Raw genomic sequence first — 26,884 nt, forward strand, 5'->3', positions numbered from 1 at the left:
CGTTATTATTAATAAATCTGCTATAAATATTAGTCTATTATGCTGAGCTTAAAAACCAACACCCCTTTAATAATAAAAATCCTGGCTTTTATTAACGACAACTATTCACGCAAAATGACGATTGAGGAAAGTAATTATGGACACCACGACCGATACAGCGACCAATATTAATAAATCAGATAATACAAAAACAGCCACCGATGAAAAGCGTCACTATGCGATCATTTTGTACGGAGCTACTAGCTTTGTTGGGCAAATTACTGCCCACTACCTAACGCAATTTTTATCTAGCCCAGCGGCTAAAGCGGCTAAAGATAGCGCAACTGTCACATGGGCGATAGCAGGACGTGATGAAGACAAGCTTAAAAAGCTACAGTCTGAGCTTAGTGGCGCTGATGCTAATAACCCTGATTCTGATTCTGATTCTGATTCTAGCAATAAAGTTGATATTATAATTGCTGACAGCACCGATGACGCCAGCCTCAATGAGATGACCCAACAGACCCAAGTCATCATTTCAACGGTAGGCCCTTATCTTAAATATGGTGAATCCCTGATTAAAGCGTGTGCTACTAATGGTACAGACTATGTTGATCTCACAGGCGAAGCGATCTTTATCAAAGACATGCTGGATAAATACCAAGATACGGCTAAGAAAAGCGGCGCTCGTATCGTCAACTCATGTGGCTTTGATTCTATTCCTTCAGATTTAGGTGTTTACTTTACCCAACAGCAAGCCCAAGCCCAATTCGATAAACCCTGTGATGTCATTCATATGCGCGTAAAAGCGGCCAAAGGTGGCTTATCCGGTGGTACCATTGCGTCGATGGCCACTATCTTTGAGGAAGTAGGGACCGATAAAGCACGTCGTGGCCAACTGGCCAATCCCTATCTACTCAATGACGATAAAGATGCGCCTAGCGTACGCCAAGACAATGTTGGTAAGCCTGAATACGATATTGAACATGACCGCTGGCTAGCTCCCTTTGTAATGGCAGTGATTAACACGCGCATCGTCCATCGTAGTAACCAATTGCTCGGTTATGAATATGGGCGCGAGTTTAAATATGATGAAGCGATGTGGATGCAGGATGGCATTAAAGGTCAGCTGATGAGCTATGGTATGAGTGTGGGACTATTAGGTTTCGCCACGGCTATGACTTTTAAGCCCAGTCGCGAGTTTCTATCAAAGCACGTTCTACCCAAATCAGGCTCTGGTCCTTCTAAATCCGAACAAGAAAATGGTTTTTTTGATATTCGCTTCTTTGGTGAAACCTCTAAAAAAGATACTATTAACACTAAAGTCACTGGTGACAAAGATCCAGGCTACGGCAGTACCTCGCGTATGCTGGCACAGTCCGCATTATGTCTTGCGCAGGATATTAGTAAAGACGAAGTCACAGGTGGCTTTTGGACGCCATCGGTCGCTATGGGTGATCAGCTGCTAACGCGGTTGGAAGACCATGCCGGACTTTGTTTTGAAGTGGTTGATGACCTTAGCTCTAATTAACAACCGTTAAAGCGCTTTCTAGATGGGTTATGTTAGCCATATCTTTACCGCCACATTTTAGCAATAAGATGTGGCGGTTTGTCATACAGTCGGTGCAAAATACAAGAGAGTCGTTTTTTTACCAACTTCGCTTATATTGATACTCGCGCTTATCTATAATTAAAATACCTTGAAAACGCTACGGTACTAATGGTGTAAGCTTTTTGTGGCCTCTGTCTGTGTAGGCACAGCAAGCAAGACAAACTTATGCCACCAGTAGGTTATGTCTCGATATTAATGTTTATTGACTATAATGATATGTTGTTTTGAACCACAAACAACAGAGCAAAGTTCATAAATGAACCAGCAAAATTTGCTATCATGTATTTTTAAGTTTTATGATTCAGGTTTTATTATTTAGGTGATTGGATTATGGCCAAAAACGCCCTACAGGCTCAACTTTTAAAAGCTGGACTGGTTGATAGCAAAAAAGCCAAGCAATTAAGCAAACAGTCTCAACATGCCAAGCGTACTGGCGATTCGTCAGATATTGAAGCAAAAAAATCTGTGGCAGATGCTCAAGCAAAAAAAATGGAAAAAGATCAAAAGCTTAATCAAGAAAAACAACAAATTTTAGAACAAAAAATGCTGACAGCTAATATTGTTCAAATGATTAAGCAGCATCAGATTACTGATACAGCTGGTGAAGTCAGCTATCAGTTTGTTGATGACTCTAAAGTGAAAAAAATTAATATTACCCAAAAATTATATGAGCAAATAGTGGCCGGTCATGTGGTTATTGCACGATTGGAAGAAAACCAAGTATTAAACTATGCCCTGCTCCCTCGTCCATTGGCGGATCGTATAAATACGAAATTAGAAGGCTTTATGGTGGTATCTAACGATAAGCCAGATATTGAGCTAGAAACTGACGACCCTTATGCAGCCTATGTGATCCCAGACGATTTAATGTGGTAGCGATTAATTTTTGGCGACAGTTAGTTTTTAAGGTTTCAAAAGTAGTTGCCAAATATCACTGATGTAAGATCAAGCCGGTTATGGTGCTGCTTATTACCACTCTTCTTATTTTATTATTATATTAGCAGCAAAAATAAAGCCAAATGAGCGTTTTATTGAGCCTAGATTACGCCATAGAGCAACGACACATTGATGTAAAAATTGTTGCATTATTACGACCAAAAAAAGGCAGCCTGATGGCTGCCTTTTTTAATGACTGATTGTGAGTAAGCAGTTTAAATACCGCTGTAGGGTCTTTGGCCCATTACTTCTTGCCTTTAGACACGCCAGCTTCTTTTAATAATGCTCCAAGAGTACCCATTTTGATAGGCGCTTCTGATTTGGCGGCCTTCGGCGTACTACTACGAGTATTAGTCGTGGCGCCTGCGTTGCCTTTATCACTCTTGTTGTCACCACTTCTATCAGGACGCTTGCCGCGCGGTGCTGACGGGCGTTTATTGGCATCTGGACGGGTGCTACGTGGACGACTGGCTTTGTCATCACTACTAACATTGCTGTCATTGCTACCGTTACTTGCCGCAGCAGGTTTATTAGCAGTGCGCGTCGGTTTTGCGACTTCTGGTTTCATACTAAAACCAATACGACCACGCTTTTCATCAATAGCAATCACACGTACAGAAATGATATCACCTGGTTTGACACGGTTCATCGGGTCAGCGACGAAATCATTGGCCATCTGTGAAATGTGTACTAAACCATCTTGATGTACACCCACATCAACGAAGCAACCAAAGGCCGTCACGTTGGTAACGACACCCTCTAGGGTCATGCCTTCAGTCAAATCTTTAATGCTATTCACGTCATCACGGAAATTAGCCGTTTTAAACTCAGGACGTGGATCACGTGCAGGTTTAGCCAACTCTTCCATAATAGCTTTGACACTGATATTGTCATCATTGGCAGCAAGGGTAGCAGTATCAATGGTATTGAGCACACCATCATTACCGAGTATTTCGGCCAGACCTTTGCCAGACAAGGCTACTAAGCTATCCACTAGCGCATAGCTTTCTGGATGTACACCAGTCGCATCGAGTGGGTTACTGCCGTCATACACCCGTAAGAAACCTGCGGCCTGCTCAAAGGTTTTGACCCCTAGGCGTGGCACATCTTTTAAAGCTTCACGGCTAGCAAAGGCGCCATGTTCTTTACGATAGGTAACAATTTGCTGGGCAACGTTACGATTAAGACCCGCGATATGCGCCAAGATTGCAGGACTGGCAGTATTGACATCAACACCAACCGCGTTCACGCTATCTTGAGTCACTTTATCAAGGCTATCAGCCAATTGCGTTTGGTTGACATCATGCTGATACTGACCCACACCAATAGCTTTTGGATCGACCTTGACCAGCTCTGATAAGGGATCTTGTAGGCGGCGGGCGATAGAAACCGCTCCGCGTACAGAGACATCCATATTGGCCAGCTCATCACTAGCCAGCTCACTAGCTGAGTAAACCGAGGCGCCGGACTCATTAACGATAACGGCTTTGGCTTGTAGTTTATCATTAGCGGCTAAAATTTCTTTAACCATCGCATCCGTTTCACGGCTGGCGGTACCATTACCGATAGCGACTAAATCGACGTGATAAGTGCTTAGTAATTTATCAATAACTGTTTTAGCTTCAGCCATTTTATTATCAGGTGCAAAAGGATAAACGGTAGCAATGACTGGCTGGTCAGCATCATTGAGCATGACATGACCTTGGGCATCAATAATAGCCATTTTCACACCATGACGGATACCAGGATCAACACCCAAAATAACTTTACGGCCAGCAGGTGCTGACATCAATAAGTGCTGCAAGTTATTGGCAAACACGTCAATGGCATCAGACTCAGCGGTCAGACGCTTTTCAGTCAATAAACGATGCTCAATATGTGGGCGCCACTTATCTTTCCATAAACTACTAGCCGCTTCAGTCAAAAATTCACGACGGGCATCTGGAGCCTTGGTATCAATATCGAAATGCTTAACGATTTTGTCAATGAATGGAGCATCTTCGCCTTCGATCTTCAGACCTAGGACATTTTCTTGACGACCACGCAGCATGGCTAATAAGCGATGATTGGGCAAACGCGCCAGTCCTTCGCTATGTTCAAAGTAATCTTTAAATTTCTCGCCCACTTCGCGCTTTTCGTCACTGGCTACTGCCGACACGATACTTGCCGTTTTGGCAAAGCCGTTACGCAGATTGTCTAGCAGATCCAACGCTTGCGTCCATTCATCGACGATGATGGCTTGCACGCCAGCCAGTTGCTTGTCTAAATCGCTAAAGTCGACTTCAATATCATTACCACTATCATCAGTAATGCTAGTGGGCGTTTGATAGCCTGCTAATGCTTCTGTCGGGGTAACTTCTTGGGTCAAGACCGCTTGTGCTGCATTATCTAGACCTGCCGCGCGGGCCTTAGCTGCTGGTGAACGACGGCGTGGACGGTATGGCAGGTAAATATCTTCCAGCTCAAGCTTGGAAGTCGCATTATCAATGCGGGCTTGCAACTCGTCTGTTAAATTGCCTTGCGTGCTCAGCAATTCTACGATTTTGAGTCGGCGGGTTGCCATATCACGTTCATAGTTGAGCGACTTCTCTAGCGCGCGCAACTGTGCGTCGTCAAGGTCTTGGGTTTTTTCTTTCCGGTAACGCGCAATAAATGGGACCGTTGCCCCTTCATCGTACAGCTTCACAAACGCATTGACTTGAGCAGTCTTAATGCCAAGCGCGCGAGCAAGCTTGTCGTGAATATTCGCGTGTGTGGTTGCATCCAACCCCTGTGCATTTGTCGGGGCCTGAGATGACGTTAAGGTATCAATGCTACTCATATACGTATCAATCGTTGAGAAATGGTGTTTGGCATTATAGCAAAAGCTGCATGAATAAAAATCCTTTTTATATTTTCGTTACTTATTACTATTTTTATGGCGTAAATTACGCTATATATTAGTTTCTGAGCCCTTATTAAACAAACCCATACAGCATTTATGTCTATGGGTGATGCAATTAGGGGTGCAATCTTATACACTAAAGCAGTAACGTTATAAATATCAATCAATAGTAATCTCTTGCACAAAGGTTGTGCTTAATATGTAAACCATAATAACGCAAGTCAATATAAAGGCAAGGTTGATTTTTATCAGCATTTTTATTAAAAAGTTCGCCAGGTTTAAATACTAATAATCTGATAATAATGGCTGAATAAAAACCAATAATGATTGTTTAACAATAGCAGCACCTTAATAACAACAGCATCGATTGGCTTATGAATTATAAGCTGCCAAATCATTCAATAACTTCTGACAATAATAATGTTTATTAAAGGATCCCTTCATGACTGACAATAAAAGTCCCGACACCCTGACTCAGCGTATTTTAGTGGTCGACGATGATGCGCGTCTGCGCTCGTTGCTACAACGCTTTCTAGAAGATGATGGTTTTGTCGTCCGTACCGCTCATGATGGCAGTCAGATGGACAAATTGATGCAGCGCGAACTGTTCTCGCTAGTGGTCTTAGATCTAATGCTTCCGGGCGAGGATGGCATTAGCATCTGTAAACGTCTACGTGAAGATAACAGTGATATTCCAATTATCATGTTAACTGCAAAAGGCGGTGATGCTGACCGTATTGCTGGACTTGAAGCCGGCGCCGATGATTACTTACCCAAGCCTTTCAACCCAAAAGAGCTGTTAGCCCGTATCAAAGCGGTATTGCGTCGTCAAAATCGTGAGCTACCTGGTGCGCCAAGCTATCAGCTAGAAGTGGTTGAATTTGGACCGTGGACGCTTGATTTATCTACCCGTACGCTAAAACGCGATGGTACGGTAGTGACCTTGACCACTGGCGAGTTTTCAGTACTAAAAGCCTTAGTACAGCACCCACGCGAGCCATTAACGCGCGACAAGCTGATGAACCTTGCCCGTGGCCGTGAATGGGGCGCGATGGAACGTTCTATCGATGTACAAGTCTCACGTCTACGTCGTCTGATTGAGGATAATCCCTCACAAGCGCGTTATATCCAAACCGTATGGGGCGTCGGCTATGTGTTTGTGCCTGACGAAGCAGAACCAGAAGCTCCTGCTGCAACGCCTGTTTAGTTGTCGCTGAGCGTTTTACGCCTTATGACCCTGTATTTATGAACCGGCCTTTATGACCCATTTTTTATGAACGCCTCCGCAATCATTCAAAATATACCCTGCACACTTGTGACAGGGTTTTTGGGCTCTGGCAAGACCACCGTTATTAACCAATTACTTGCCACTAAGCCGGCTGAACAGCGCTGGGCATTACTGATTAATGAATTTGGTCGTATTGGTGTTGACGGTGCTCTACTAAAAAATACACTCGATGCAAAAGGTCAGTCAGGCGGTATAGCCATTCGCGAAGTCAGCGGTGGTTGTATCTGTTGTACCAGTCAACTGCCCTTACAAATCGCTATTACACGTCTGTTAAGTGATCATCACCCACAGCGGCTGATTATTGAGCCGACCGGACTGGCGCATCCACGCGAGCTGATACGTCAGCTCAGTGCGCCACACTGGCAGACAGCCTTGAGCATGCAAGCGGTCATTACGGTGCTGAGCGGCTTACAATGGCAACAAGAGAAGTATCGCACGCACCATGGCTTTCAAGCGCATGTCCGCGATGCTGATGTGCTAGTGATTAATCGTTACGAGCAGCTGAGCAGCGCTTGCCGGCAAGATTTGCAAGCGTGGATTGCGACGTTAAACGAACCAGCAAAAATAATATGGGCAACTGCTGACTCTGAGACAGCGCCTGAACCGCAAACGACACCTCACTGTCAAGCAGTAACTAACAACCTCGATGTTATAAAACCTTCGAACCCTTATTTAACAGAATTAGCCGCCCAGCTTATTAAGCCCAGTCGTACTATTTCTCAGCAACGCATAGCAAATATAGAGAAGTCTCGTGTGAGCCTAACCCCGCCTACCCACTTGCCGTCCAACATGCCTACAAATGCTAATGCTGACACTAGTATTGAGGCAGATGGGCAAAATGAGCTACCCTATCGTTATCATGAGGAACAGCAAGGCATGCTATTAGCTGGGTGGCGATTACCACCGCATTGGACATTTGCTGCTGACGAGTTACAACAATGGTTATTACAACTGCCAAACTGGCAACGTATCAAGGGTATCGTCAATACTTCTGATGGCTGGCTACAACTAAATTTCACGCCCGATAGCTTAACCATTACCACCACCAGCGCACAGATTGATAGCCGACTAGAGATTATTTTACTTGCTGACTCAGATATAAAAAGCAATGCCACTACTAGGGTAGGTAATAACAGCTCAGAGACTAAGAGTGAGCAGCAATCGTTAATAGAATGGGAACGCTGTGACCGTGAATTGATGGCGCTGGTTGTCCCGTCAAATAGCCAACCATAAATAGCCGGACATAAATAACTAGAGATAAATTTGATAGAATAATTAGCATAAAAAAGGGCTAGCGTTGAATATCAACGCTAGCCTCTTTTTATCAATCAATAACTACCTGCTAACGCAATTGACTGTCTTTACTGCCGCGGCGATTGAATAGCTCAGCCGCCCTAGCTTCTTGCTCAAGTTCAGTCTGGCAACCAACACAGTGTTGCACCCCTGGCACTGCTATTCGCCGCGCTTCTGGTATGGCATTACCGCATTCATCACATAATTCTGCACTCTCACCTTTCGGTAGTGAGCTCCTGACTCGATCTAGGGCATCACTGACCGTTGCATCCATCTGTTCGTGCTCTGCCCCATCTCTTGACCATCCACCTGCCATAATTGTACCCTCTTTAATTTATTGATGGCTTATTATTCATACTATAAAAGTTTTTTATAACAGATAGATGGGGTTATTTAGCGTTAACTTCAATATATAGATGTGTATGAAAAAAGCACTAAAATAAGGTCCCTTACCCTGCACAATCGCCACTAATTTTTAGGTTGCAGCGCCACTACTTGGCCGCGCACATTAACGCTAGCATCGCTCATTAGACACACATAACCTGCCATGATGTCTTCTGGTGTTTTGAGAGACATCGGGTTTTCACCTGGAAAAGCATGGGCGCGCATATTGGTACGGGTGCCACCAGGATTAATACAGTTAAAACGCAAATTAGTGGTGTTCTGAGTCTCTTGGGTGAAGATATCACTCATGCCTTCAGTCGCTTGTTTAGAGAGCGCATATGCGCCCCAGAACGCACGAGGATGGGTACCCACTGTACTAGAGGTGAAGACGATAGAACCATGTACAGCGTCTTTGAGCAGCGGTAATAATGCTTGAGTGAGCATAAAGGTGGCGGTACAGTTGACCTTCATCACCTTAGCAAAGATATCCACATCGTACATCTCAAGCGGTGTCAACTCACCTAGTATGCCAGCATTATGCAATATGCCATCAAGTTGTCCAACTTCTTTATTAATCATTCCCTCTATCTGCTGCATCTCAGCATAAGTAGCACTCTCAAGATTCAGCGGTAGCATCGCTGGCTGTTTGCCACCAAAACTCTCAATCTCATCATAAACATATTCAAGCTTGCTACTAGTGCGGCCTAATAACAGTACCGTTGCGCCATAGCGGGCATAAGTCAATGCGGCTACCCGTCCGATACCATCGCCCGCACCCGTCACCAAGATCGTCTTGCCGTCTAAGCAATTTTCTGCTGGTACAAAGTTACGAATATCATCGTGGGACAACAGCGACTCGGGACGTGGCTCAACTTGTTGTTCTTGGTCGGTGTTTTGGTGGGCTGGCTGATTTGTACGGTCACTCATGGCATTACTCACTACTTAACATTTAATAATTGGAAGTATGGTTGTTTATAGATATTCAAACTTACCTGAGGATAACAGTAGCTTATTCAACTGTTCAGGGGTCTCGGTAATATAATCTGCACCCCATTTCTTCAAGCTTTTCTGGTCTTCAGGCGGGATATAACCATAAGCGGCGAGAATGGTCGGCATGCCAGCAGCTTTACCTGCATCGATATCACGCACATGATCACCCACATACAGGACACAACCTGACGCCCCACGAGGAATACCAAGCTTTTCTAGTGCCAAGTACATGGGTTCTGCATCAGGTTTGGGACGTGATACATCATCAGGACAGACCAAGACCGCACAACGCTCATCTAACTGCATAACCTTTAACAGCTGCTCTGCTAAATAACGCGGCTTATTAGTGACAATGCCCCATGGCACGCCTTTTTGCTCAAGTGTGGTCAATACTTCTTCAAGTTCAGGAAATACGCAACTGTCCACGCAAATCTCGGCCTCATAATCATCCAAAAACTGCTGGCGAAATTTTAGTAGCGCCTCTTCATTGGTTGTTAGTTGCTCATTATGCCGCAGCATAAGCTGCACCATCGCTGATGCGCCAGCAGATACTTGCTCACGAATGTCAGCCTCGGCGGGTGGTTGCCAATGGTTTTCGCTACTCATTTTACCAATAATGCGTACAAAATCAGCAGCGGTATCGATCAAGGTTCCATCAAGGTCAAATAGAACAGCTTTTACAAACTGGGTCATAATATAGGCTCTTATTATTAGTGAAATGTTCAGTAGTCGAGGTAGATAATTGAATTATTGAACGACACTACCAACGTTAACTATGAGTTAACTCGATTATAACTATCATCAACGCCTCTTTTATCAAACAGCGGTTTTGCTAAAGATATCTCTCATTGGGACGACCACCTAAGCCAGTGATTTTTGCACTGCCATCATATAATTGACATCGACATTTTGTGCCAACCAGTAGCGTTTGGTTAGGGGGTTATAATGTAGTCCAATCATATCTTGCCGCGTAAAACCTGCGTTTAGGGCCATTTTATCCAGCTCAGCTGGGGTGATAAATTTAGCATAATCATGAGTTCCACGATCTAGCAAACGCAGCACGTATTCTGCCCCAACGATGGCAAATAAATAAGACTTGGGGTTACGGTTAATGGTGGACAGCACACAAACACCGCCTGGTGCCAATAACTCAAAACAGGCTTGGACAATGGCACTAGGATCAGGGACATGTTCTAGCATTTCCATACAAGTCACCACATCGAATTGTCCAGCTTGGGTCTTTGCTAGGGTTTCGATGGGGATATGTTGATAACGTAAGGTGTCATCTAAACCACTTTGGGTGGCGTGGACGCTGGCTGCCTTTAAGTTTTCAGTACCGAGATCAATACCGGTCACGTCAGCACCGCGACGTGCCATCGCTTCAGCTAAGATACCACCACCGCAGCCAACGTCGAGAATTTTTTTGCCAGACAGACCCATCTCCGCTGTTTTATCTATATCGTTACTAAGGTAGCCACGTTTGGTATTTGCCTCTATCCAGTTGAGGCGTAGCGGGTTAATCTCATGTAAGGTCGCAAGCGCACCATTTTTATCCCACCATTCGCCAGCCAGTTTATTGAACTTATCAACTTCGCTAGGATCAACATTAGTGGTGGCAGTCATAATATCATCTGTACTGGTGTTCTCTTGCATGTCGTTAGACTGCGAAGAAGAAGAAGCAGCTGAGCTCATAGCGTTTTTCCTTTACTATCATTCTTGTTAATTAGGGTTAATGTTAGCATGAGAGTAGACCGTTTGTCGTGAAAGCTTGTGTGCCTGATTGTGAATACTTTTAGAGGTTTATAACGATATTAATAACCAGGTGAATCAGTACATCATTCATTAGATATTAGCTGTTTTTGACGGCCTATTATCATATATTTCGTATATTTTTCAGCGATAATGGGCATTAATGAATGACTGTTAATAATGCCTCACAGCTTTACAACCGTTAGTTAAGAATACAGTTCACAACCGCCGTCATTTTACGTTATTATAGTTAGATTGCGCTTGACAGATTATTGGCTTTAAACTCTGTCGATTCACTTTAAAACACTCATTTTAGAATACTCACTTTAAAACATAAGCAACTTCTTAAGAAACCCTTAAGTCTCTATACCTCAAGGAAAAAATATGAAACGTGCCATCGCATTGACGGGTCTGGCGTTTGCCATCGGGATAGCCAATATGGGCGTACAAGCCGCCGATTATGTCGCCGGAAAAGACTATCGCGTGCTGGATAATCCTGAAAAAATCAGCGGTGACGCTATCATTGTCCGGGAGTTCTTTTGGTACGGCTGCCCACATTGTAATAATCTTAACCCACTTATGGAAAAATGGGCAAAAACTAAAGGTAAGGACGTGGCATTCTTTAAAACCCCAGCAGCTCTGAATCCTGTTTGGGAAGCCAGTGCTCGTGGTTTTTATGCCACACAGCTATTGGGCTATGAGGATAAGACCCATGACGCCCTATTTGAGGCGATTCATAAAGATGGCAAAAAACTATTTGATCAAGCGTCATTAAGCAAATGGTATGCCTCAAAAGGTGTGGATCAAAAGAAATTCAACAGTCTTTATAACTCTTTTGCCGTTGGTACTAAGATTGGCCGTTCACAAGCAGGTGCTAAACGTTACCAATTAACTGGTGTACCTGCGGTCGTGGTACAGGGCAAATATGTAGTAACTGGTGAAGGCAATGAGGTCGCTAAAGTGGTCGACTACCTAGTCGCTAAAGAACGCGCTGCGAAAAAATAGAGGTCTATAATAAAATAAATAGTTTCATAATATCGTCCTGAATGTGTCAACTCATTCTAGGACAGGACAAACCCATCAAAAAAGCCAATCGTTAAAGATTGGCTTTTTTGTATTTATTTATCTATCTATCTATTAAAATACCTTTTTAAGCCCTATTTTAACTCTGTCAGAATAGCCACTTCACGAATATAGCTGACCAAATCTTCCTTAGACTCTTGCATCAGCTCGTCATCTTGCGTGTGCTTGGCGTATTCAATCCATAAAAGCAGCTGATACAGGCTGTTGCGTTCTGATGCTTTGTACTGCTTGACGAACTGCTTGAGCGTCCCTTCATCATTGATATTCAAGCGCTCAGCCCAACTTTCGATTTTAGCAACTTGTTCATTAGCAAAGAACGCCTCAAACAACGCTTTAACCAGTTCATGACGGTTTTCTTCACTAATTAATTTGCCAACCCGTTTGGTTTGGCGGATACGCGCATTAGCGCTGGTAATGTCAGCAAGCGCCATTAACTCTGCCATAAAATAGTCACTAGCAGGGAGTTTTTTTAGCTGCTTTTTGGATAAGCCCGACAGCGGTACCGACAGCGTTTGTAAGCGCTCATGGGCTTTTTTTAGTTCGGTGCGCGAAACGCGCATGTCGTGTTCTGACCAATCAATCATAAAAGCTTTCCAAAATAATAAATAATAAGATAAAGGGCGCGTTCAGTGCTTACCAGCGGCGTTTTTCACGATGCTTAGCAGCGACCGTCAAGCCTTGTGGCAGACTGCTTGAAAGCTTACGCTGCAATTGCTCTGTGATAAACACAGAACGATGTTTACCGCCAGTACAGCCAATCGCAACCGTCACAGTATGACGATTATTGTGTAAAAAATCTGGCAACCAACGTGTTAAGAATGCGTCGATATCGCCGGTCATTTCTGCCACTTCTGGATAATCTGCAAAAAATTCACCGACCTCAGCATCAAGGCCCGTCGCGGTACGTAAGGCAGGATTCCAGTGTGGGTTGGGCAGAATCCTCACATCAAATACGAAGTCAGCATCGATGGGACTGCCATATTTAAAACCAAACGATAATAGATTAATAACAATCTGATTGTCCACCCCAGTGTAATCACGGAGACGCTCTTTTAACTGATGAATATTCAGCATACTGGTATCTATTGTGATATCAGCCCGTCTACCTATTGGTTCCAGTAGCTGCACTTCTTTTTTGATAGCAGCTGGCAAGTTATAAACCGTATGCTCTACACCCTCAGCGTCTTGTGACATTAACGGATGCACACGTCTAGTAGCATTAAAGCGTGCCACCAGTGTGGACTCTTGCGCAGTCACATACAGCACTTTGACAGCCTGTTCGCCATAAGCCTGTTTTAGCGCGTCATGAATCGCTGAAAAGTTAGATAAATCTGCACGTGGGGTACGAATATCGACGCCAAGCGCAATGCGTCTGATACCACTTTCACTGACTAGCTTTTGAGCAGCTTCAGGAACCAATGATAACGGCAAGTTATCAATAGAGTAGTAGCCTAAATCCTCTAGAATATTTAATACGGAAGTCTTGCCTGATCCTGAGCGCCCTGATACGACAAGAATACTGAGGTTATCATCAGACAATGATGTCGACGCTACCTGCGCTGCTGATTTGGTATTCCTATCGTTGTCGGCGGATTCCATGGTTTATCATCCTAGTACATTGTGTACATCAAGTTGTTTCTACTGCTATTGCATCTGCGGTCATCACTATTTTCTAGTTTGCTCTACTACTGATTAACAGTGACTAGTTGATTGTCCAACAAGCGCGCTCGCCCAAGCGCCGCAGCCACTAAAATAATCAAATCTTGAGCTTCAGTTTGAGACTCTGCGGTATCATTATTTAATAGTGATTCTAGCTGGTCTGTTTTTACCTCTAGATAATCAATAACAAAACCAGCCGCAGTAATGCGTTTACCAGCTTCTGCTATTAGGATGTCAGACCCCTGCTCAATGTGCTTACGATCCACGAACTGTTGTGCCAAGCACTGTAATTCTTGGTGTAATACTGGTGCTATTTTCCGCTCTGCACTACTCAAGTATTGGTTACGCGATGATAAAGCTAGTCCATCAACAGCACGGACAATGGGCGCAGTAACAATATCGATCGGGTAACTCAAGTCACGTACTAATTGCTTAATGATCGCTAATTGCTGATAGTCTTTCTGCCCAAATATCGCTATATCAGGCTGTATGATATTAAATAACTTAGAGACCACAATACCGACACCATCGAAATGACCGGGCCGCGATTGTCCACACAGCTGATCGGTGATAGTGCCCGCCCTTATTAAGGTAGGTGGCGGCAAAACCGGATACATCTCATCGATACTAGGGGCAAAGACATAGTCGGCTTCGACCGTCGCAAGCTTGGCAACGTCGTCATCAAGGGTACGTGGATAGCTGTCAAAATCTTCCCCCACTCCAAACTGAGTAGGGTTCACAAAGATACTCACGATCACAATATCAGCATGCTGTTTGGCAAGTCTAACTAGCTCAAGATGCCCGTCGTGTAGGTTACCCATAGTAGGCACTAAAGCAACGCGCTGCTGGCTGCGATAGGGTTTTACAGCTGCTCGCAATTCTTTGATACGATGATGAATAATGGGCATTACTAACTCTTCTTCTCTTGCTAAATATAATCAAACCCATATAAATTTGCTACTGCGCCATCTTTACTTTGATAGGCGTACTATCTACGTTCGGTCTTCTACTATCAAAATCCCGTAGATTTGGCTATTAGGATTCAACTATTTGCTATTAGGATTAGACTATAAGCCAGTTTAAACGGTTTAAGTTATTAAAAATACGTCATCTGATATTGGTATCAATAAGCTAGCTGCATAGTGTTAACAAGCAAGCTGTTACTTAAAAAGTCATTGGTTGAAGAGCTATTAGCTAAACTCGTGTTGCGTACTAGGAAAACTGCGGTCACGCACTGACTGTTGATACAGTTCAAACGCCCCTACGATACTGTGTTCAGTATTACGCTCATCCGTCAAAAAGTCATGGACGAAACGTGGGACACGGCCATGCACCATACCTAACATGTCATGCATCACTAGGACTTGACCATCAGTATCCGCGCCTGCCCCAATGCCAATGACTGGTACGGCTACCGCTTGCGTTACCGCTTTAGCCAGTTCAGCCGGAACACATTCTAACACCAACAATGCAGCACCTGCTTTCACCACCGCTTTGGCATCGTCTAGTAACTTATTGGCGGCCTCATCACCGCGTCCTTGGATTTTATAACCACCAAAAACATTGACAGACTGTGGCGTTAAGCCCAGATGAACACAGGTTGGGGTACCTGCTTGCGCCAAAGTAGTCACAAGATCGCATAGCTCACTACCGCCTTCTATTTTAATAACATGCGCGCCCGCTTGCATTAACTGACGACTATTAACTATCGCTTCCGGCAGCGTGGCATAGCTCATAAATGGTAAGTCGGCCAAAATCAGAGCATGCTTGTTACTACGGGCAATATTAGCGGTATGGTAAACCATGTCAACCACTGTCACCGGCAAGGTTGAATCATGACCTTGTACGACCATGCCTAGGCTATCACCTATCAAAATAGTATCAATCTGCGCTTGATCCATCATGCGTGCAAACATGGCGTCATAACAGGTCAAACAAGTAAATTTGGTGCCATCTTTTTTTAATTTATTTAAGGTAGATAAAGTCGTCATATGACCCTCAATAACTCGATTATAATATGATTTATAATAAGTGCTAAAATGTGATTGCAACCATAACTGGCCTAAGTTGCCAACCTTACAGCGCTAGACAGACTGATCTGCCGTAGTCGTTACGCACGACTGAGTAAGACTTTCAGCGGGTGTATTGCTTATAAAGAGCTTTAACCCTGTCCAATCTTCACTTTGGGGATAACTACTTATCTGCTTGCCCGCAATTAACAATTCTGGCGCGAGCTCTCGCAGTGGTATCAATACAAAGTTGCGCTCGCCCAGTCCGGCGTGCGGTACCGTTAATTGTGGCGCTGCAATCTGCTGCTCACCATAAAGCAAAATATCCATATCAAGGCTACGCTCTCCCCAGTGGCGCAGGCGTGCGCGCTTGGCCTGCTGTTCTAACTGTTGGCAAAGCAACAAGAGCTCAAACGGCAGCAGCCTAGTCTCAAAGCCGACCACAGCATTGACAAAGTCTGGCTGATCTTGCGGTCCCATTGGCACAGAAGCATAAAACGATGATGCTTGTACACCTCGTATCGCTGGATGATGACACAAGGCCGCCAGCGCTTGTTGTAAATGCTCGGCCGGTGAGCCGAGCTCAGTAGCCAGATTACTACCCAATCCTAAATAGCATGTTATCCACTGCTCAGCGCTATTATTGATATTGCTGGTTTTAATATTGCTGAGTCGCGTACTACTATTTAGAGAAGTGTTCATGATGGTTAGTCTGCTCTACAATTTGTGGCCAATATCAGGCTTTATCACCAGCTGACTCTGACTGTTTGATAGCGACTTGCTCTACAACTGTCGTGTCAGTACTGGGCTGACGGCGCCGACGTTTTGATGGTAATGGGCCTTTATTAGTGGCGTCTTTACTGGCTTTAACCGCTGGTTTGGTATTCACCTGAGCGGCTTTGGCTTGAGATTTTTTGGCCTGAGCCAGGTCATTGGTATTAACCGCTTTAGGGCTTTTAATCGTTTTAGCTGGCTGACCAGCAGTCGCACTTTTAGCTGGTTTTGACTTGCTGTTATTATCGCTGGCAGCGCTGTGATTCTTAGCCTCAGTCTCAACAGCGAAATCTTGTGTCCCCTGACTGGTACTAGTATTTGTAGGCACAGCAGCAGCTACTTGCGGTTCTGATCCTGGCTGACGGCGACGACGCTTATGCGGTATCGGCTCATTATTGCTACTCACCAATGCTGGCGACTTTGCTATGGTAGCTACTGTACGAGTTGCACTGGCTTTAGCATTGATTTTAGCATTGGTTTTAGTAGCAGATACAGGCTTAACGTCAGATTGTGTTGCTTTAGCCGGCTGCTCTTTATTTGAACTATCTACTTGCGCGTCCATTTTTGACGGCTGTACTCGTGCTTTTTTGGTAGCCGGTGCCTTATTCTGAGAAGACGCCTTACTAGTCTCAGACTGCCCTGCTTGGTCTATACCCAGCTGTTTTTGTAGTTTCGGTACGACATTTTCGTGCTCTATTACAAATAGTGGTGCAGGTTTAGGCGTATGGCGTTTGTTTGGCTTAGATTCACTATTAGCAAGAGACAACTGCTGCAGCTGCGCAAGTTCACTACTATCCTGCTTGGTTTGCTGCGCATGATGAGGCTTATTGCTATCGGGCTTGTTGCTAGCAGGTGATACTGATTGTGTTTCTGATTGTGTTTCTGAGGATGGTGACTTATTGGCAGCACGGCGACGACGCGCTGGTATATTCGACGCATCATTAACCGCTAACGGCTCAGCACGGCTATTGCTGTTCGCTTGAGCGTTAGTTGTGGTTTGACTTATGGTTTGATTCACTTGTTCATTATTATCAGTCATCTGTTCCTTTTGGCGATTACGCCCACGACCGCGCTTATAGGCGCCACGGCGGATATTTTCATCAAAGTCGTTAATAGCTTGCTGTTGCTCTCTTTCAGATAAGGTTTGGTAAGTCTGCCACCAGTCACCCATATCGTTAGTAGACTCGGATAACGGATGCTCAGCATCACCACATTGCTCGCGTAATAATAAGAAGTCAAAGCCGGCGCGAAAGCGGGGATGCTCGGCAAGCTGCTCGATTTGCTTGCTACGTGGCGCGGCAAGCTTAGGCTGCAAGATCCAAATATCACGGATAAATTGTTCTGCAAATTTTGGAATGGCCGTTTTGATTCTCTGACGATCAATGACCTTGCTGGCTGCTTGCATTTGCGCTTCAGCGAACGGCATATTACGTTTTTTGGCCTTCTCTAATTGATGCAGGTAGTTTTCCCACAATAAGGCGGCATAGAAAAATGCTGGATTGATACTTTTACCTGCGCCAATACGCTTATCGGTATTGATAGCGACTTGCTGTACCAAAGAGCTTGGTTCATTAGGAGGATAAATAATCAAACTATCAATAGCGCCTGATTCAAACAATAGCGGCAACAGGGGTACCAGATAGCCACCAGAGAACATCTTCTGAGTCTCATCATAAAGACGATGCGGCGATATTTGTTCTAGACGCGCCCAGTTACCATCATGAAACTGCTCAGCTAACTCTTGGTCAAACTCAAAACCCAACTTGGCTTTAAAACGTAGCGCGCGCAGTAACCGTACTGGATCTTCTTCAATACGAACCGGAGCGTTACCTAACAGACGAATAATTTTGTTGTCAATATCATCGAGCGCACCACAGAAATCATGAACCACGCCTTTGAGCGGCTGATAATATAGTGCGTTAATCGAAAAATCACGACGAGAAAAGTCTTGCTTAATATCGCCCCAAACATTATCACGAATAATCATGCCATCTTGGGTGGTATTGGCATCACTATTTGGTGGTCCGCGGAAAGTGGCCACTTCGATTAATTCACGCCCTGAGTACACGTGTGCCAACTGAAAGCGACGACCGATAATGCGGCAGCGCTTGCCAAACACGTCTTTAATCTCGTGCGGCTTGGCATCAGTGACGGCATCAAAGTCTTTAGGCTTCAGCCCTAACAAAGTATCGCGCACACCACCACCAACGATATAGGCGTCAAACCCAGCTCGGGATAAGGTGGCAATTACTTCAGTAATGGAATTGGGTAATTCAGATTTGTTCAGTTCTAACTGCTTGGCGGCACGCTCGGCCATGCATCTACTCCTCGCCGGTATTCTTAACCACCCCTGATCAACACAACGTTTATCAGGCGGATGTACGCTATAGTTTAACAAATTTTGCACGCGGTAGGTGTATTTAGACATTTACTTACATGCTATTTTGTCAATATTAGCATTATAGTCAACTCATTATATTTGTAATCTGTGGTCAACCAAGCTTGCCATGGCTGTTCTGAGAGAACAGTTATAGCCAGTACTAGGCAATTTTTCACTATTTCTGTATTGAATTAACCACGCTACCTTATATAACCACTAGTATAACAGCTAGCAACATTAGAGTCCTTTCCACCTAGTAGTCGATAAGTGCTCAAAATCGCGGTTTTATTTTTAGATGAATCTTATTCATAAAGTTCTAGCTAGTATTGATTAGGCTACTCCCTTAGCTGCAAACGCTCGCGATTTTTCTCTAAAGTTTTTGGTCCGATGCCTTTGACCTTTTCTAAATCATCTACCGTTTTGAACTCACCAAACATATCACGATATAAGATAATCGCTTGCGCCTTGCTACTCCCAATACCGTATAACGAGGTCAGTTCACCTTCGCTTGCATGATTGATATTGACGCCACTATAATCACGCGCCTGAGTCTCTGCAGTCTCTTGTGCTAAGAGATAGCTATAAGCACTTTGCGCACTGTCAAAACAGGGTGCAGCCTGTGCTTTATTGCTCATAATACTGAAGATTAGTATCAAGCAAAGAGTGACACCTAGCAGTATATTCGTCCACCAAAATTTATGATGGTAAAAGCTACCCATACTTTCTATAGCCCTAGGGAGCACTGTAGACTTGCTACTATTCATGCTGTTTTGCCGCTTCCCATAGCGCGTCCATCTCGGTCACATTACTGTCTTCTAAGCGCTTGCCAACGGCTTCTAATTGCGCTTCGATATAACCAAATCGCGATTTAAATTTATGTACGCAGGTTAAAGTTGCCGCTTCGGCATCCAGGTTTAGTTTACGAGCCACATTAACCAATGCAAACATACAATCACCCAATTCTTTTTCTATCTCTCTGTCTTTTTCTATTTCCCTGTCTTTTTCTATTTCTTTGATAGGTGTCTGTTGTACTTCGGTCACCTGAGCGCGATTTCTATTATCAGTATCAGTTGATATTCGCTCTTTTAATTCATTTTTTAGTTCGGCGACTTCTTCATCAAGCTTGTCTAGTGCCCCGCTTACCCCGTCCCAATCAAAACCCAATTTCGATGCTTGCTTTTGTACTTCCTGCGCTTGCATGAGAGCACTACCGGCTTTGGTGACGTCTAACCGACGACGCGGCTTACCGCGTGCGGAGCGTTCTGCCTGCTCTTCAGCTTTAATCTCATCCCAGCGGACTTTTACTGCTGCTTCATCTTCAAGGTTTTCAGTCTCAAATACGTGCGGATGACGGCGAATTAATTTTTGTTGTAAGGTAGTAATGACCTCGTCGATATCAAAACGTCCTTGCTCAGCATACAGCTGACAGTGAAAAACGACTTGTAGCAAGACATCACCAAGCTCGCCTTTGATATCTTCATCATCATCAGTTTGTACTGCTTCCCCTAACTCATAAGCTTCTTCGATAGCATACGGAATCAAGCTATGATTGCTTTGCTTTTGATCCCAAGGGCAATCAGCACGCAGCCTCGCCATCAGCGCTAATAAGTCATCCAATTGACCAGTAGCTATAGGCAAGCCTTGAGTAGGTTTGGGCGCAGAAATCAAACGTGGTTCACCAGTTAATATTGCGGTCTGGTAGGCCGCTGATAGACGATTATTTCCTTGGATGCTCATAGTAACTTACTCTTATATTTTACTTATTTTGAATAATGATTAAGGACTGACTGCCCACGTATTTTTTAGGGCATATTTTTTAGTACTGACTTTTTAGTACTTATTTTTAGTTTAGTGTATCATTTAATACTTATCAGCTTATGGTGATGCTGTTTATTTCGTTACTATACAACTGTTCACGCGAAAGGAATTTTATACTCATGTCCACCTCCGACCCTGCTCCTATTTCTGGCTATATCAATTCTCACAATGATTTTACCCCTATCAGTATTGACTCATTTAAAGCTTATGATATTCGCGGTGAGCTTGGGGTGACTCTTGATGACCATATCGCTTATCGTATCGGTCGCGCCTTTGGCCAGATTTTATTTCAGCGTTATAATGCAGCTCGTGACACTATTGATAACAACCACGTTAATAGTGTTGATGACGCTACTGTTAATGACCGTAATGAGTTACAAGGCTTAAAACCAGCCGTCGTTATCGGCAGTGATATTCGTGATTCCAGTGAGCAGTTAAAACAAGCCACCATTGCTGGCATTATGGATGCGGGTGTCGATGTCATTGATTTGGGAATGACCGGCACTGAAGAAGTCTATTTTGCCACCAGTCATTATCAGGCGCTTGGCGGCATAGAAGTCACCGCCAGTCACAACCCTATCAACTATAATGGCCTCAAATTAGTCAAAGAACATTCAAAACCGATCAGCGCCGACGATGGCCTAGCAGAAATTCAGCAACTAGCAGAATCTGGACAGTTTGCGACTGTTAATAAACAAGGCGAAAGCAACCAACCTAGCAAACGGCAACTATTAACCGATAAAGATGCTTATATTGACCACGTCATGAGCTTTGTTGCTATCGATAAATTACAGCCTTTAAAGCTGGTTATCAATTCAGGAAATGGTAGTGCCGGACCAGTAGTTGATTTACTAGTCGATAAGCTAATGCAAGCAGGTGCACCAATTGAGGTTATCAAGCTGCATCACGAGCCCGATGGTAGCTTCCCTAACGGTATCCCTAATCCAATGATTTTAGCCAACAGAACGGCTACTCAGCAAGCGGTCATCAACCATAAAGCAGGTCTTGGTATTGCCTTTGACGGCGACTTTGATCGCTGCTTCTTATTCGATGAAAATGGCGCATTTATTGATGGCAGCTATGTAGTCGGCATGCTCGCCCAAGCATTTTTAAATAAGTACCCAGGCGAATCAATCGTCTATGATCCACGAGTGATATACAACACCGAAGCCGTGGTCGATACTCATAATGGCAAAGCAGTAATCAGTAAATCAGGGCATTCGTTTATTAAACAGGTCATGCGCGAGTCAGGCGCTGTATATGGTGGTGAAATGTCAGCCCATCATTATTTTCGCGACTTTTGCTATTGCGATAGCGGTATGATTCCCTGGCTATTAACCATCGAGCTATTATCTATTACCGGCAAGACCTTATCTGAGTTAGTCACTGGTTACATTAAAGCCTATCCAAGTTCAGGTGAGCTGAACTTTCGACTGACTGATCACGATGCACCAACTATTATTAAAGACATTGAAGAAAAATTCAGCATGGAAAATCCGACCAAATCAACACTGGATGGGCTGAGTCTTGATTTTGATGACTGGCGTTTTAATCTACGGGCCTCTAACACTGAGCCGTTAATTCGCTTAAATATTGAAACACGCGGTGATGAGAATTTGCTGGCCACCAAAACCCACGATATTCAACAGTGGCTGGCAAATCAAGGCGCTGTGCCTGCCTAGCCTTTATATCAACCACTTATATTATATTTGTTACAGCACAAAAAGAGCGCCTGTTAATCACTAAATTAACAGGCGCTTTTTGATCTTTTGGAGGCTTGCATCTAATAAATACTTATATAGTTAATGAAAAGTAATATCGATACCTAACCTACTGCTGGCATACGTTTTTCTTGCTTGCTGTGCCTACGCAGACAGAGGCTGCAAAAAGCGTATACCAGCAGTACCGTCGCGTTTTTAAGGTATTTTAACTATATCTAACGCAGTAGATTATTAGTTGATAGGCTATTTAGCACGGCCAATACCCATATAATCACCTACTAAGGCATCAATCTGTGGCCGTGTTAAGGCATTTTGAGCGTCAAATATAGGCAGTGCTCGTTGATTAAGCTGTGCCACATCAAGTTGATGTTGGGGTAACAAGGTAATGATAAAAATGGCCTGCGCCATGTCAAGTTGCTGATAAGGACTGGTGACCAATTGTAAAAGTGGTTGATTATCATAACTCGCAGCAAGCTCAGTCTGCGCTTTATCACTATAAACTAGGGTGCGAATATTATAAGACCATAGTAGCTCTAGCAGTGGATGGATAGCAGATCCTGCCGTGCGACCTGACCCTGATTTGTAGCTGCCGCCCCAAATCATCACTGTTTTATTGTCAATAAAGCCGTCAAAATATTGCCAAAACTTACGGAATATCAGCTCTTTTTGATCCTTATTGATATGCATAACCGACTGTAATAATGGCATATCTACACTATTTTTCTGTCCTGATTGCTGTAGCTTGTCAAGCTCAGTTGGTAAGGTATTACCCCCAAAGCCCCACCCTGCTTGCAAGTAGCTGCTACCGACTCGCTCATCGAGACCCATAATTCGACTGACCTGCTGAATATCTACCTGCTGACTGTCGGCAAGACGCGACATCTCATTCATGAAGCTCACTCGCGTCGCTAACATCGCCATAATACTACTGCGCGCAAATTCTATCGTGGCAATATCAGCATGATGGCAAGCATGTGCATGCTGCATTAGCGGTTGCAATACCGTTAAGTGGTGACTGCTATCAGGGGTCTTTTCACCCAGCAACCATAATGAGGGTGTGAGCATCGAGCTATAAGTCTCGCCGTCCTGCAAGAATACAAACGGCACATAATAGACCCAAGCCCGCTGTAAGCGCTGTGCCAATACCGAAATACCGCCAAGTTGCTCAATGCCGCTCATAATAATGGGGCGCGTCTGCTGATGACTGTGATTAAATGCTGTTACCCAACTGTCATCCGACCATGTCGTTTTAATACTGTCTAAAAACAACCAATACAACGCAACTTGAGGGTTTTCAATATCTTTAGAGTTTTCAGTTGCTGGCAAGCTATCATTATTGCTGACTGACTCATAAATTTGAATAAGCTGGTCAGCGCTGGTGGGTAACGGCTGACTGATAATTTGCTGCTGCTGGTCATAAAGCTGCCACAACGCCTGCAAATGATGCTCAAAACCGTACTGCTGCAGCTGCTGCTCGAGTAGCGCACTATCGGCATATAAATGCACTTGTTGACCTAAGCTGGCCAGCACCACCGCACTAGTAATGGCTTCAATACCATGCCCAACAATAACGCAAATTGCCGTTTTTTTGGGAGCATAAGCGTGGTTTTTAGTATTAGACGATTTAAAGCTGTGCATAGATTCAGAAGACATAGGACTACCTTTATTTTTTAACCCACCAATTAGCGGACAAACAGCTACTATTTATCTTTTTAAAAACGTTAAGACAAACGTCTGATATGAGCGAGCAGCTGATTAGTGGACGTATCAAAATGGCTGTCGCTATCCTGTTGTAACGCTTGATAAACCGTTTCTGCCATTTGCTTACCCATCTCAACGCCCCATTGGTCAAACGGGTTGATATCCCAAATACTGGCCATCACGTAGACCTTGTGTTCATATAGCGCAACCAACGCCCCCAAACTATGTGGGGTCAACTCATCGATTAATAAGGTAGTTGAAGGCTGATTACCACGATAGTGCTTATATTTATCCGACTCACAAACTGCAGCTACGTCAGTGGGGTCAGTGGGGTCAGTGGGGTCAGTATCAACAATAGCGGCATTACCAAAGGCCAATACGCGACTTTGTGCCAAACAATTAGCTAGTGATAGCTCATGTTGTTGTTGCAATGAGGCATTTTGCAACTCATCACTATAGTGACGAACGCAAGCAATAAAGTCGCAAGAGACATGCTGAGTGCCTTGATGCAGCAGCTGATAAAAGGCATGCTGGGCGTTAGAGCCGACCTCTCCCCATAAAATTGGACAGGTATCATATTCAATATGCTCGCCACTGTGAGTAACAGACTTACCATTACTTTCCATCTCTAGTTGGGTTAAATAGCTGGGCAAGTAGCCCAAGCGCCCATCATAAGGCAGTACTGTGTGGGCATGAATGTGTAAAAAAGTGCTGTTCCAAACCGCCAGCAAGCCCAACAGCACGGGTAAGTTATCAGCAAAATCGGCAGTGGCAAAATGCACATCCATACTATGGGCGCCTGCTAGCAACTCGCGAAACTGAACCATGCCAATGCGGATAGCAATAGCCAACCCAATCGCTGACCATAAGGAAAAACGCCCACCAACCCAGTCCCAAAGCTGTAATTGATGCTCAGAGTGAATCCCCCAAGCGCTCATTTTTGCGCTATTGGCTGAAATACCAATAAAATGCCGGCGCAGTACACTGTCTTGAGTGCCCGCTCGCAACGTTGCAGTAGCCAGCAACCACGACAGCGCAGTCTTGGCATTAGACAGGGTATCAACGGTCCCAAAAGACTTAGAGGAAATAATAAACAGCGTGGTCTCAGCGTTCAAGCGCTTGAGCAAATTATCAAGCTGGCTGCCATCCATATTAGAAACAAAATGCACTATGATGTCAGTATCTGCCCATTCATCGAGCGCAGTGGTCGCCATTAGCGGCCCTAAATCAGAACCACCCACCCCAATATTGACCACATCAGTAATCGCCTTACCCGAAAATCCGCGCCATGAACCGCTACGGATGCGCTGAGACAAACGCTCAACTTGCGCCAGACTATGATGTACATCAGCCACCACATCTTGCTCACCGACTTGCAACGTTGCAGTAGCTGGTAAACGCAGAGCGGTATGAAGTGCTGCGCGCTCTTCGCTAGTATTGACCATAGCACCTTGCAGTAGCGCTTTAATATGCCCTTGCAAATCACAGCTAGTGGCCAAATCCAATAAACTTGCCAGTACCGTATCATCAATGCACTGCTTACTATAGTCCATGTATAGCGCACCAGATTGGGCACTAAAACGCTGGGTACGATCTTTATCTTGGTTAAATAACCTTGTTAACGGCCGCGACTGGTCGGCCAACTGCTGTAATTGTGACCAGTATTTGGAATTTCGGGCACTATTTTGTGCTTGAACTTGCGGCATATTATTCATCGGCTTCTAATTGACGTTCAGCAAAATAAATAAATGCCTGCATATAAGAGCGCATATCACCAGCATCATAGCTGTTACCACGCATGGTAGTGACGTTAACGCCATGCTGGCTAATCAGCGCATCAATAGCGTCGGTTAGCTGAATCTCGCCACCAACAGAAGCCGTGGTATTGGCCAGATAATCAAAGATTGCATTACTAAATACATAACGTCCGACTACCGCCAGCCGTGATGGTGCATCTGCTAGACTGGGCTTTTCAACAAAGCCTGCCACCTTAAAGCTAGCATTGGCAGACATGTCGTCAGCCCTATTTGACTGGCTAGCGGTGGCGGCGTCGCTGTTATTATTACCATCAAAGCTGTCACTAAGTTTAGCAATACCGTACTTATGCACCTCTTTATCAGCCACTTTATCCACTAGTATCTGTGAATGACCGTCGTTGACGAACGCTGTAATCATAAAAGCTAAGTTGTCAGTGGACAGGTCGGTAATGAAGGGGTCCAGCACCACATCAGGCAGTAGCACTGTAAAATCATTATCACCAATGATGGGACGCGCTGCTAATACGGCATGGCCAAGACCAAGCGCTTTACCTTGACGTATCATAGAGACCGTCACATCCTCTGGTAGCCAGTTTAAGCTATCAGCCAGCACATCTTTACCTTTATGACGCAACTGAGTGTCAAGCTCAGCATTGATATCGAAGTAGTTTTCGATGGCGCTTTTTTGGGCGTGACCGACCAGCACGATATGCTTAATACCAGCAGCGATAGCCTCTTCGACCACATAATGAATAGCAGGACGATTGCCTAGTGGTAATAGCTCTTTAGGTATCGCTTTCGACAATGGCAACATACGCGTACCAAAGCCGGCAACCGGAATAACAGCATGAGTGATTTTTTTCATAG

At 44.4% G+C, this 26,884-nt stretch carries 22 protein-coding genes; 6 read left to right on the plus strand and 16 right to left on the minus strand.

The features are described 5' to 3' along the window. Positions 1 to 136: 136 nt before the first annotated feature. Both H4W00_RS01710 and H4W00_RS01715 read left to right on the plus strand, forming a co-directional pair. Positions 137 to 1,510 carry a saccharopine dehydrogenase family protein gene (locus tag H4W00_RS01710; RefSeq protein WP_209955816.1) on the plus strand — a complete coding sequence of 458 codons (1,374 nt, stop codon included), beginning with the start codon at positions 137 to 139 and terminating at the stop codon, positions 1,508 to 1,510. Between the two features lie 411 nt (positions 1,511 to 1,921). Then, positions 1,922 to 2,467: a DUF2058 domain-containing protein gene (locus tag H4W00_RS01715; protein ID WP_209955818.1), complete on the plus strand. Its 546-nt coding sequence runs from the start codon at positions 1,922 to 1,924 to the stop codon at positions 2,465 to 2,467. A gap of 304 nt (positions 2,468 to 2,771) precedes the next feature. On the opposite strand, the gene H4W00_RS01720 is transcribed toward H4W00_RS01715, so the two are convergent. Further along, on the minus strand, positions 2,772 to 5,348 hold the full coding sequence (locus tag H4W00_RS01720) for a Tex family protein (protein ID WP_209955820.1): 2,577 nt from the start codon (positions 5,346 to 5,348) through the stop codon (positions 2,772 to 2,774). Positions 5,349 to 5,853: 505 nt separating this feature from the next. Between H4W00_RS01720 and ompR the strand changes: the two genes are divergently transcribed. Together ompR and H4W00_RS01730 are read left to right on the plus strand one after the other, a co-directional pair. Continuing rightward, positions 5,854 to 6,618 carry an osmolarity response regulator transcription factor OmpR gene (gene ompR / locus H4W00_RS01725; protein ID WP_209955822.1) on the plus strand — a complete coding sequence of 255 codons (765 nt, stop codon included), beginning with the start codon at positions 5,854 to 5,856 and terminating at the stop codon, positions 6,616 to 6,618. Positions 6,619 to 6,684: 66 nt separating this feature from the next. Next, on the plus strand, positions 6,685 to 7,932 hold the full coding sequence (locus tag H4W00_RS01730) for a CobW family GTP-binding protein (protein ID WP_209955825.1): 1,248 nt from the start codon (positions 6,685 to 6,687) through the stop codon (positions 7,930 to 7,932). Positions 7,933 to 8,041: 109 nt separating this feature from the next. Here the strand turns inward: H4W00_RS01730 and H4W00_RS01735 are convergent, their stop codons facing one another. The 4 genes from H4W00_RS01735 to ubiG all read right to left on the minus strand — a co-directional run bounded on the left by H4W00_RS01735 (position 8,042) and on the right by ubiG (position 11,058). Continuing rightward, a complete protein-coding gene (locus H4W00_RS01735) occupies positions 8,042 to 8,308 on the minus strand; it encodes a DksA/TraR family C4-type zinc finger protein (protein ID WP_209955827.1) in 267 nt (88 codons plus the stop codon). Positions 8,309 to 8,460: 152 nt separating this feature from the next. Next, on the minus strand, positions 8,461 to 9,303 hold the full coding sequence (locus tag H4W00_RS01740; RefSeq protein ID WP_209955829.1) for a YciK family oxidoreductase: 843 nt from the start codon (positions 9,301 to 9,303) through the stop codon (positions 8,461 to 8,463). A 45-nt stretch (positions 9,304 to 9,348) separates the two neighbouring features. Continuing rightward, positions 9,349 to 10,059 carry an HAD family hydrolase gene (locus H4W00_RS01745; protein WP_209955831.1) on the minus strand — a complete coding sequence of 237 codons (711 nt, stop codon included), beginning with the start codon at positions 10,057 to 10,059 and terminating at the stop codon, positions 9,349 to 9,351. Positions 10,060 to 10,227: 168 nt separating this feature from the next. After that, the gene (ubiG, locus tag H4W00_RS01750) at positions 10,228 to 11,058 is read right to left on the minus strand and encodes a bifunctional 2-polyprenyl-6-hydroxyphenol methylase/3-demethylubiquinol 3-O-methyltransferase UbiG (protein WP_442966421.1); all 831 of its coding nucleotides are present in this window, start codon (positions 11,056 to 11,058) and stop codon (positions 10,228 to 10,230) included. A gap of 441 nt (positions 11,059 to 11,499) precedes the next feature. Here ubiG and H4W00_RS01755 point away from each other — a divergent pair, with 441 nt between their 5' ends. Beyond that, positions 11,500 to 12,120, plus strand: a complete 621-nt coding sequence (locus H4W00_RS01755; protein WP_209955833.1) for a thiol:disulfide interchange protein DsbA/DsbL — start codon at positions 11,500 to 11,502, stop codon at positions 12,118 to 12,120. Positions 12,121 to 12,272: 152 nt separating this feature from the next. On the opposite strand, the gene yjgA is transcribed toward H4W00_RS01755, so the two are convergent. The 8 genes from yjgA to mazG form a co-directional block, all read right to left on the minus strand. Next, positions 12,273 to 12,782 (minus strand): ribosome biogenesis factor YjgA, encoded by a 510-nt coding sequence (yjgA, locus tag H4W00_RS01760; protein ID WP_209955836.1) that lies wholly within the window; start codon positions 12,780 to 12,782, stop codon positions 12,273 to 12,275. Between the two features lie 49 nt (positions 12,783 to 12,831). Further along, positions 12,832 to 13,797 (minus strand): RNase adapter RapZ, encoded by a 966-nt coding sequence (gene rapZ / locus H4W00_RS01765; protein WP_209955838.1) that lies wholly within the window; start codon positions 13,795 to 13,797, stop codon positions 12,832 to 12,834. A gap of 86 nt (positions 13,798 to 13,883) precedes the next feature. Then, entirely contained in the window at positions 13,884 to 14,765 is an 882-nt protein-coding gene (gene panC / locus H4W00_RS01770) for a pantoate--beta-alanine ligase (protein ID WP_209955840.1), read from the minus strand. A 282-nt stretch (positions 14,766 to 15,047) separates the two neighbouring features. Further along, the gene (gene panB / locus H4W00_RS01775) at positions 15,048 to 15,848 is read right to left on the minus strand and encodes a 3-methyl-2-oxobutanoate hydroxymethyltransferase (RefSeq protein WP_209955841.1); all 801 of its coding nucleotides are present in this window, start codon (positions 15,846 to 15,848) and stop codon (positions 15,048 to 15,050) included. 93 nt (positions 15,849 to 15,941) lie between these two features. Then, positions 15,942 to 16,568 (minus strand): 2-amino-4-hydroxy-6-hydroxymethyldihydropteridine diphosphokinase, encoded by a 627-nt coding sequence (folK, locus tag H4W00_RS01780; RefSeq protein ID WP_209955843.1) that lies wholly within the window; start codon positions 16,566 to 16,568, stop codon positions 15,942 to 15,944. 34 nt (positions 16,569 to 16,602) lie between these two features. Beyond that, positions 16,603 to 18,957 (minus strand): polynucleotide adenylyltransferase PcnB, encoded by a 2,355-nt coding sequence (gene pcnB, locus H4W00_RS01785; protein ID WP_209955845.1) that lies wholly within the window; start codon positions 18,955 to 18,957, stop codon positions 16,603 to 16,605. 398 nt (positions 18,958 to 19,355) lie between these two features. Continuing rightward, positions 19,356 to 19,655 carry a ComEA family DNA-binding protein gene (locus H4W00_RS01790; RefSeq protein WP_334684844.1) on the minus strand — a complete coding sequence of 100 codons (300 nt, stop codon included), beginning with the start codon at positions 19,653 to 19,655 and terminating at the stop codon, positions 19,356 to 19,358. A 121-nt stretch (positions 19,656 to 19,776) separates the two neighbouring features. Further along, positions 19,777 to 20,616, minus strand: a complete 840-nt coding sequence (gene mazG / locus H4W00_RS01795; RefSeq protein ID WP_442966453.1) for a nucleoside triphosphate pyrophosphohydrolase — start codon at positions 20,614 to 20,616, stop codon at positions 19,777 to 19,779. 341 nt (positions 20,617 to 20,957) lie between these two features. Here mazG and H4W00_RS01800 point away from each other — a divergent pair, with 341 nt between their 5' ends. Continuing rightward, positions 20,958 to 22,520, plus strand: coding sequence for a phosphomannomutase CpsG (locus H4W00_RS01800; protein WP_209955852.1), 1,563 nt, complete (start codon positions 20,958 to 20,960; stop codon positions 22,518 to 22,520). A gap of 282 nt (positions 22,521 to 22,802) precedes the next feature. On the opposite strand, the gene H4W00_RS01805 is transcribed toward H4W00_RS01800, so the two are convergent. The 3 genes from H4W00_RS01805 to H4W00_RS01815 form a co-directional block, all read right to left on the minus strand. Further along, the gene (locus tag H4W00_RS01805; protein WP_209955853.1) at positions 22,803 to 24,212 is read right to left on the minus strand and encodes a UDP-glucose/GDP-mannose dehydrogenase family protein; all 1,410 of its coding nucleotides are present in this window, start codon (positions 24,210 to 24,212) and stop codon (positions 22,803 to 22,805) included. A gap of 68 nt (positions 24,213 to 24,280) precedes the next feature. Beyond that, complete coding sequence (gene pgi / locus H4W00_RS01810) at positions 24,281 to 25,975, minus strand: glucose-6-phosphate isomerase (RefSeq protein WP_209955855.1); 1,695 nt, start codon at positions 25,973 to 25,975, stop codon at positions 24,281 to 24,283. Then, on the minus strand, positions 25,968 to 26,882 hold the full coding sequence (locus H4W00_RS01815) for a UTP--glucose-1-phosphate uridylyltransferase (RefSeq protein WP_209955858.1): 915 nt from the start codon (positions 26,880 to 26,882) through the stop codon (positions 25,968 to 25,970). The genes pgi and H4W00_RS01815 overlap by 8 nt, the downstream gene beginning before the upstream one ends. Between the last annotated feature and the right edge of the window lie 2 nt (positions 26,883 to 26,884).

The sequence above is a fragment of the Psychrobacter sp. PL19 genome (assembly GCF_017875835.1).
Classification (GTDB): domain Bacteria; phylum Pseudomonadota; class Gammaproteobacteria; order Pseudomonadales; family Moraxellaceae; genus Psychrobacter.

Bases quoted from the DNA above. Each gene is read 5' to 3' on its own strand.
- H4W00_RS01730 (WP_209955825.1), top strand. From the start codon at position 6,685: ATGAACGCCTCCGCAATCATTCAAAATATACCCTGCACACTTGTGACA.
- H4W00_RS01745 (WP_209955831.1), bottom strand. From the start codon at position 10,059: ATGACCCAGTTTGTAAAAGCTGTTCTATTTGACCTTGATGGAACCTTG.
- H4W00_RS01815 (WP_209955858.1), bottom strand. From the start codon at position 26,882: ATGAAAAAAATCACTCATGCTGTTATTCCGGTTGCCGGCTTTGGTACG.
- panC (WP_209955840.1), bottom strand. From the start codon at position 14,765: ATGCCCATTATTCATCATCGTATCAAAGAATTGCGAGCAGCTGTAAAA.
- mazG (WP_442966453.1), bottom strand. From the start codon at position 20,616: ATGGCGAGGCTGCGTGCTGATTGCCCTTGGGATCAAAAGCAAAGCAAT.
- H4W00_RS01800 (WP_209955852.1), top strand. From the start codon at position 20,958: ATGTCCACCTCCGACCCTGCTCCTATTTCTGGCTATATCAATTCTCAC.
- pgi (WP_209955855.1), bottom strand. From the start codon at position 25,975: ATGAATAATATGCCGCAAGTTCAAGCACAAAATAGTGCCCGAAATTCC.
- yjgA (WP_209955836.1), bottom strand. From the start codon at position 12,782: ATGATTGATTGGTCAGAACACGACATGCGCGTTTCGCGCACCGAACTA.
- pcnB (WP_209955845.1), bottom strand. From the start codon at position 18,957: ATGGCCGAGCGTGCCGCCAAGCAGTTAGAACTGAACAAATCTGAATTA.
- ubiG (WP_442966421.1), bottom strand. From the start codon at position 11,058: ATGAGCTCAGCTGCTTCTTCTTCTTCGCAGTCTAACGACATGCAAGAG.
- H4W00_RS01710 (WP_209955816.1), top strand. From the start codon at position 137: ATGGACACCACGACCGATACAGCGACCAATATTAATAAATCAGATAAT.
- H4W00_RS01735 (WP_209955827.1), bottom strand. From the start codon at position 8,308: ATGGCAGGTGGATGGTCAAGAGATGGGGCAGAGCACGAACAGATGGAT.
- H4W00_RS01755 (WP_209955833.1), top strand. From the start codon at position 11,500: ATGAAACGTGCCATCGCATTGACGGGTCTGGCGTTTGCCATCGGGATA.
- H4W00_RS01715 (WP_209955818.1), top strand. From the start codon at position 1,922: ATGGCCAAAAACGCCCTACAGGCTCAACTTTTAAAAGCTGGACTGGTT.
- H4W00_RS01805 (WP_209955853.1), bottom strand. From the start codon at position 24,212: ATGTCTTCTGAATCTATGCACAGCTTTAAATCGTCTAATACTAAAAAC.
- panB (WP_209955841.1), bottom strand. From the start codon at position 15,848: ATGACGACTTTATCTACCTTAAATAAATTAAAAAAAGATGGCACCAAA.
- H4W00_RS01720 (WP_209955820.1), bottom strand. From the start codon at position 5,348: ATGAGTAGCATTGATACCTTAACGTCATCTCAGGCCCCGACAAATGCA.
- ompR (WP_209955822.1), top strand. From the start codon at position 5,854: ATGACTGACAATAAAAGTCCCGACACCCTGACTCAGCGTATTTTAGTG.
- rapZ (WP_209955838.1), bottom strand. From the start codon at position 13,797: ATGGAATCCGCCGACAACGATAGGAATACCAAATCAGCAGCGCAGGTA.
- folK (WP_209955843.1), bottom strand. From the start codon at position 16,568: ATGAACACTTCTCTAAATAGTAGTACGCGACTCAGCAATATTAAAACC.
- H4W00_RS01790 (WP_334684844.1), bottom strand. From the start codon at position 19,655: ATGAGCAATAAAGCACAGGCTGCACCCTGTTTTGACAGTGCGCAAAGT.
- H4W00_RS01740 (WP_209955829.1), bottom strand. From the start codon at position 9,303: ATGAGTGACCGTACAAATCAGCCAGCCCACCAAAACACCGACCAAGAA.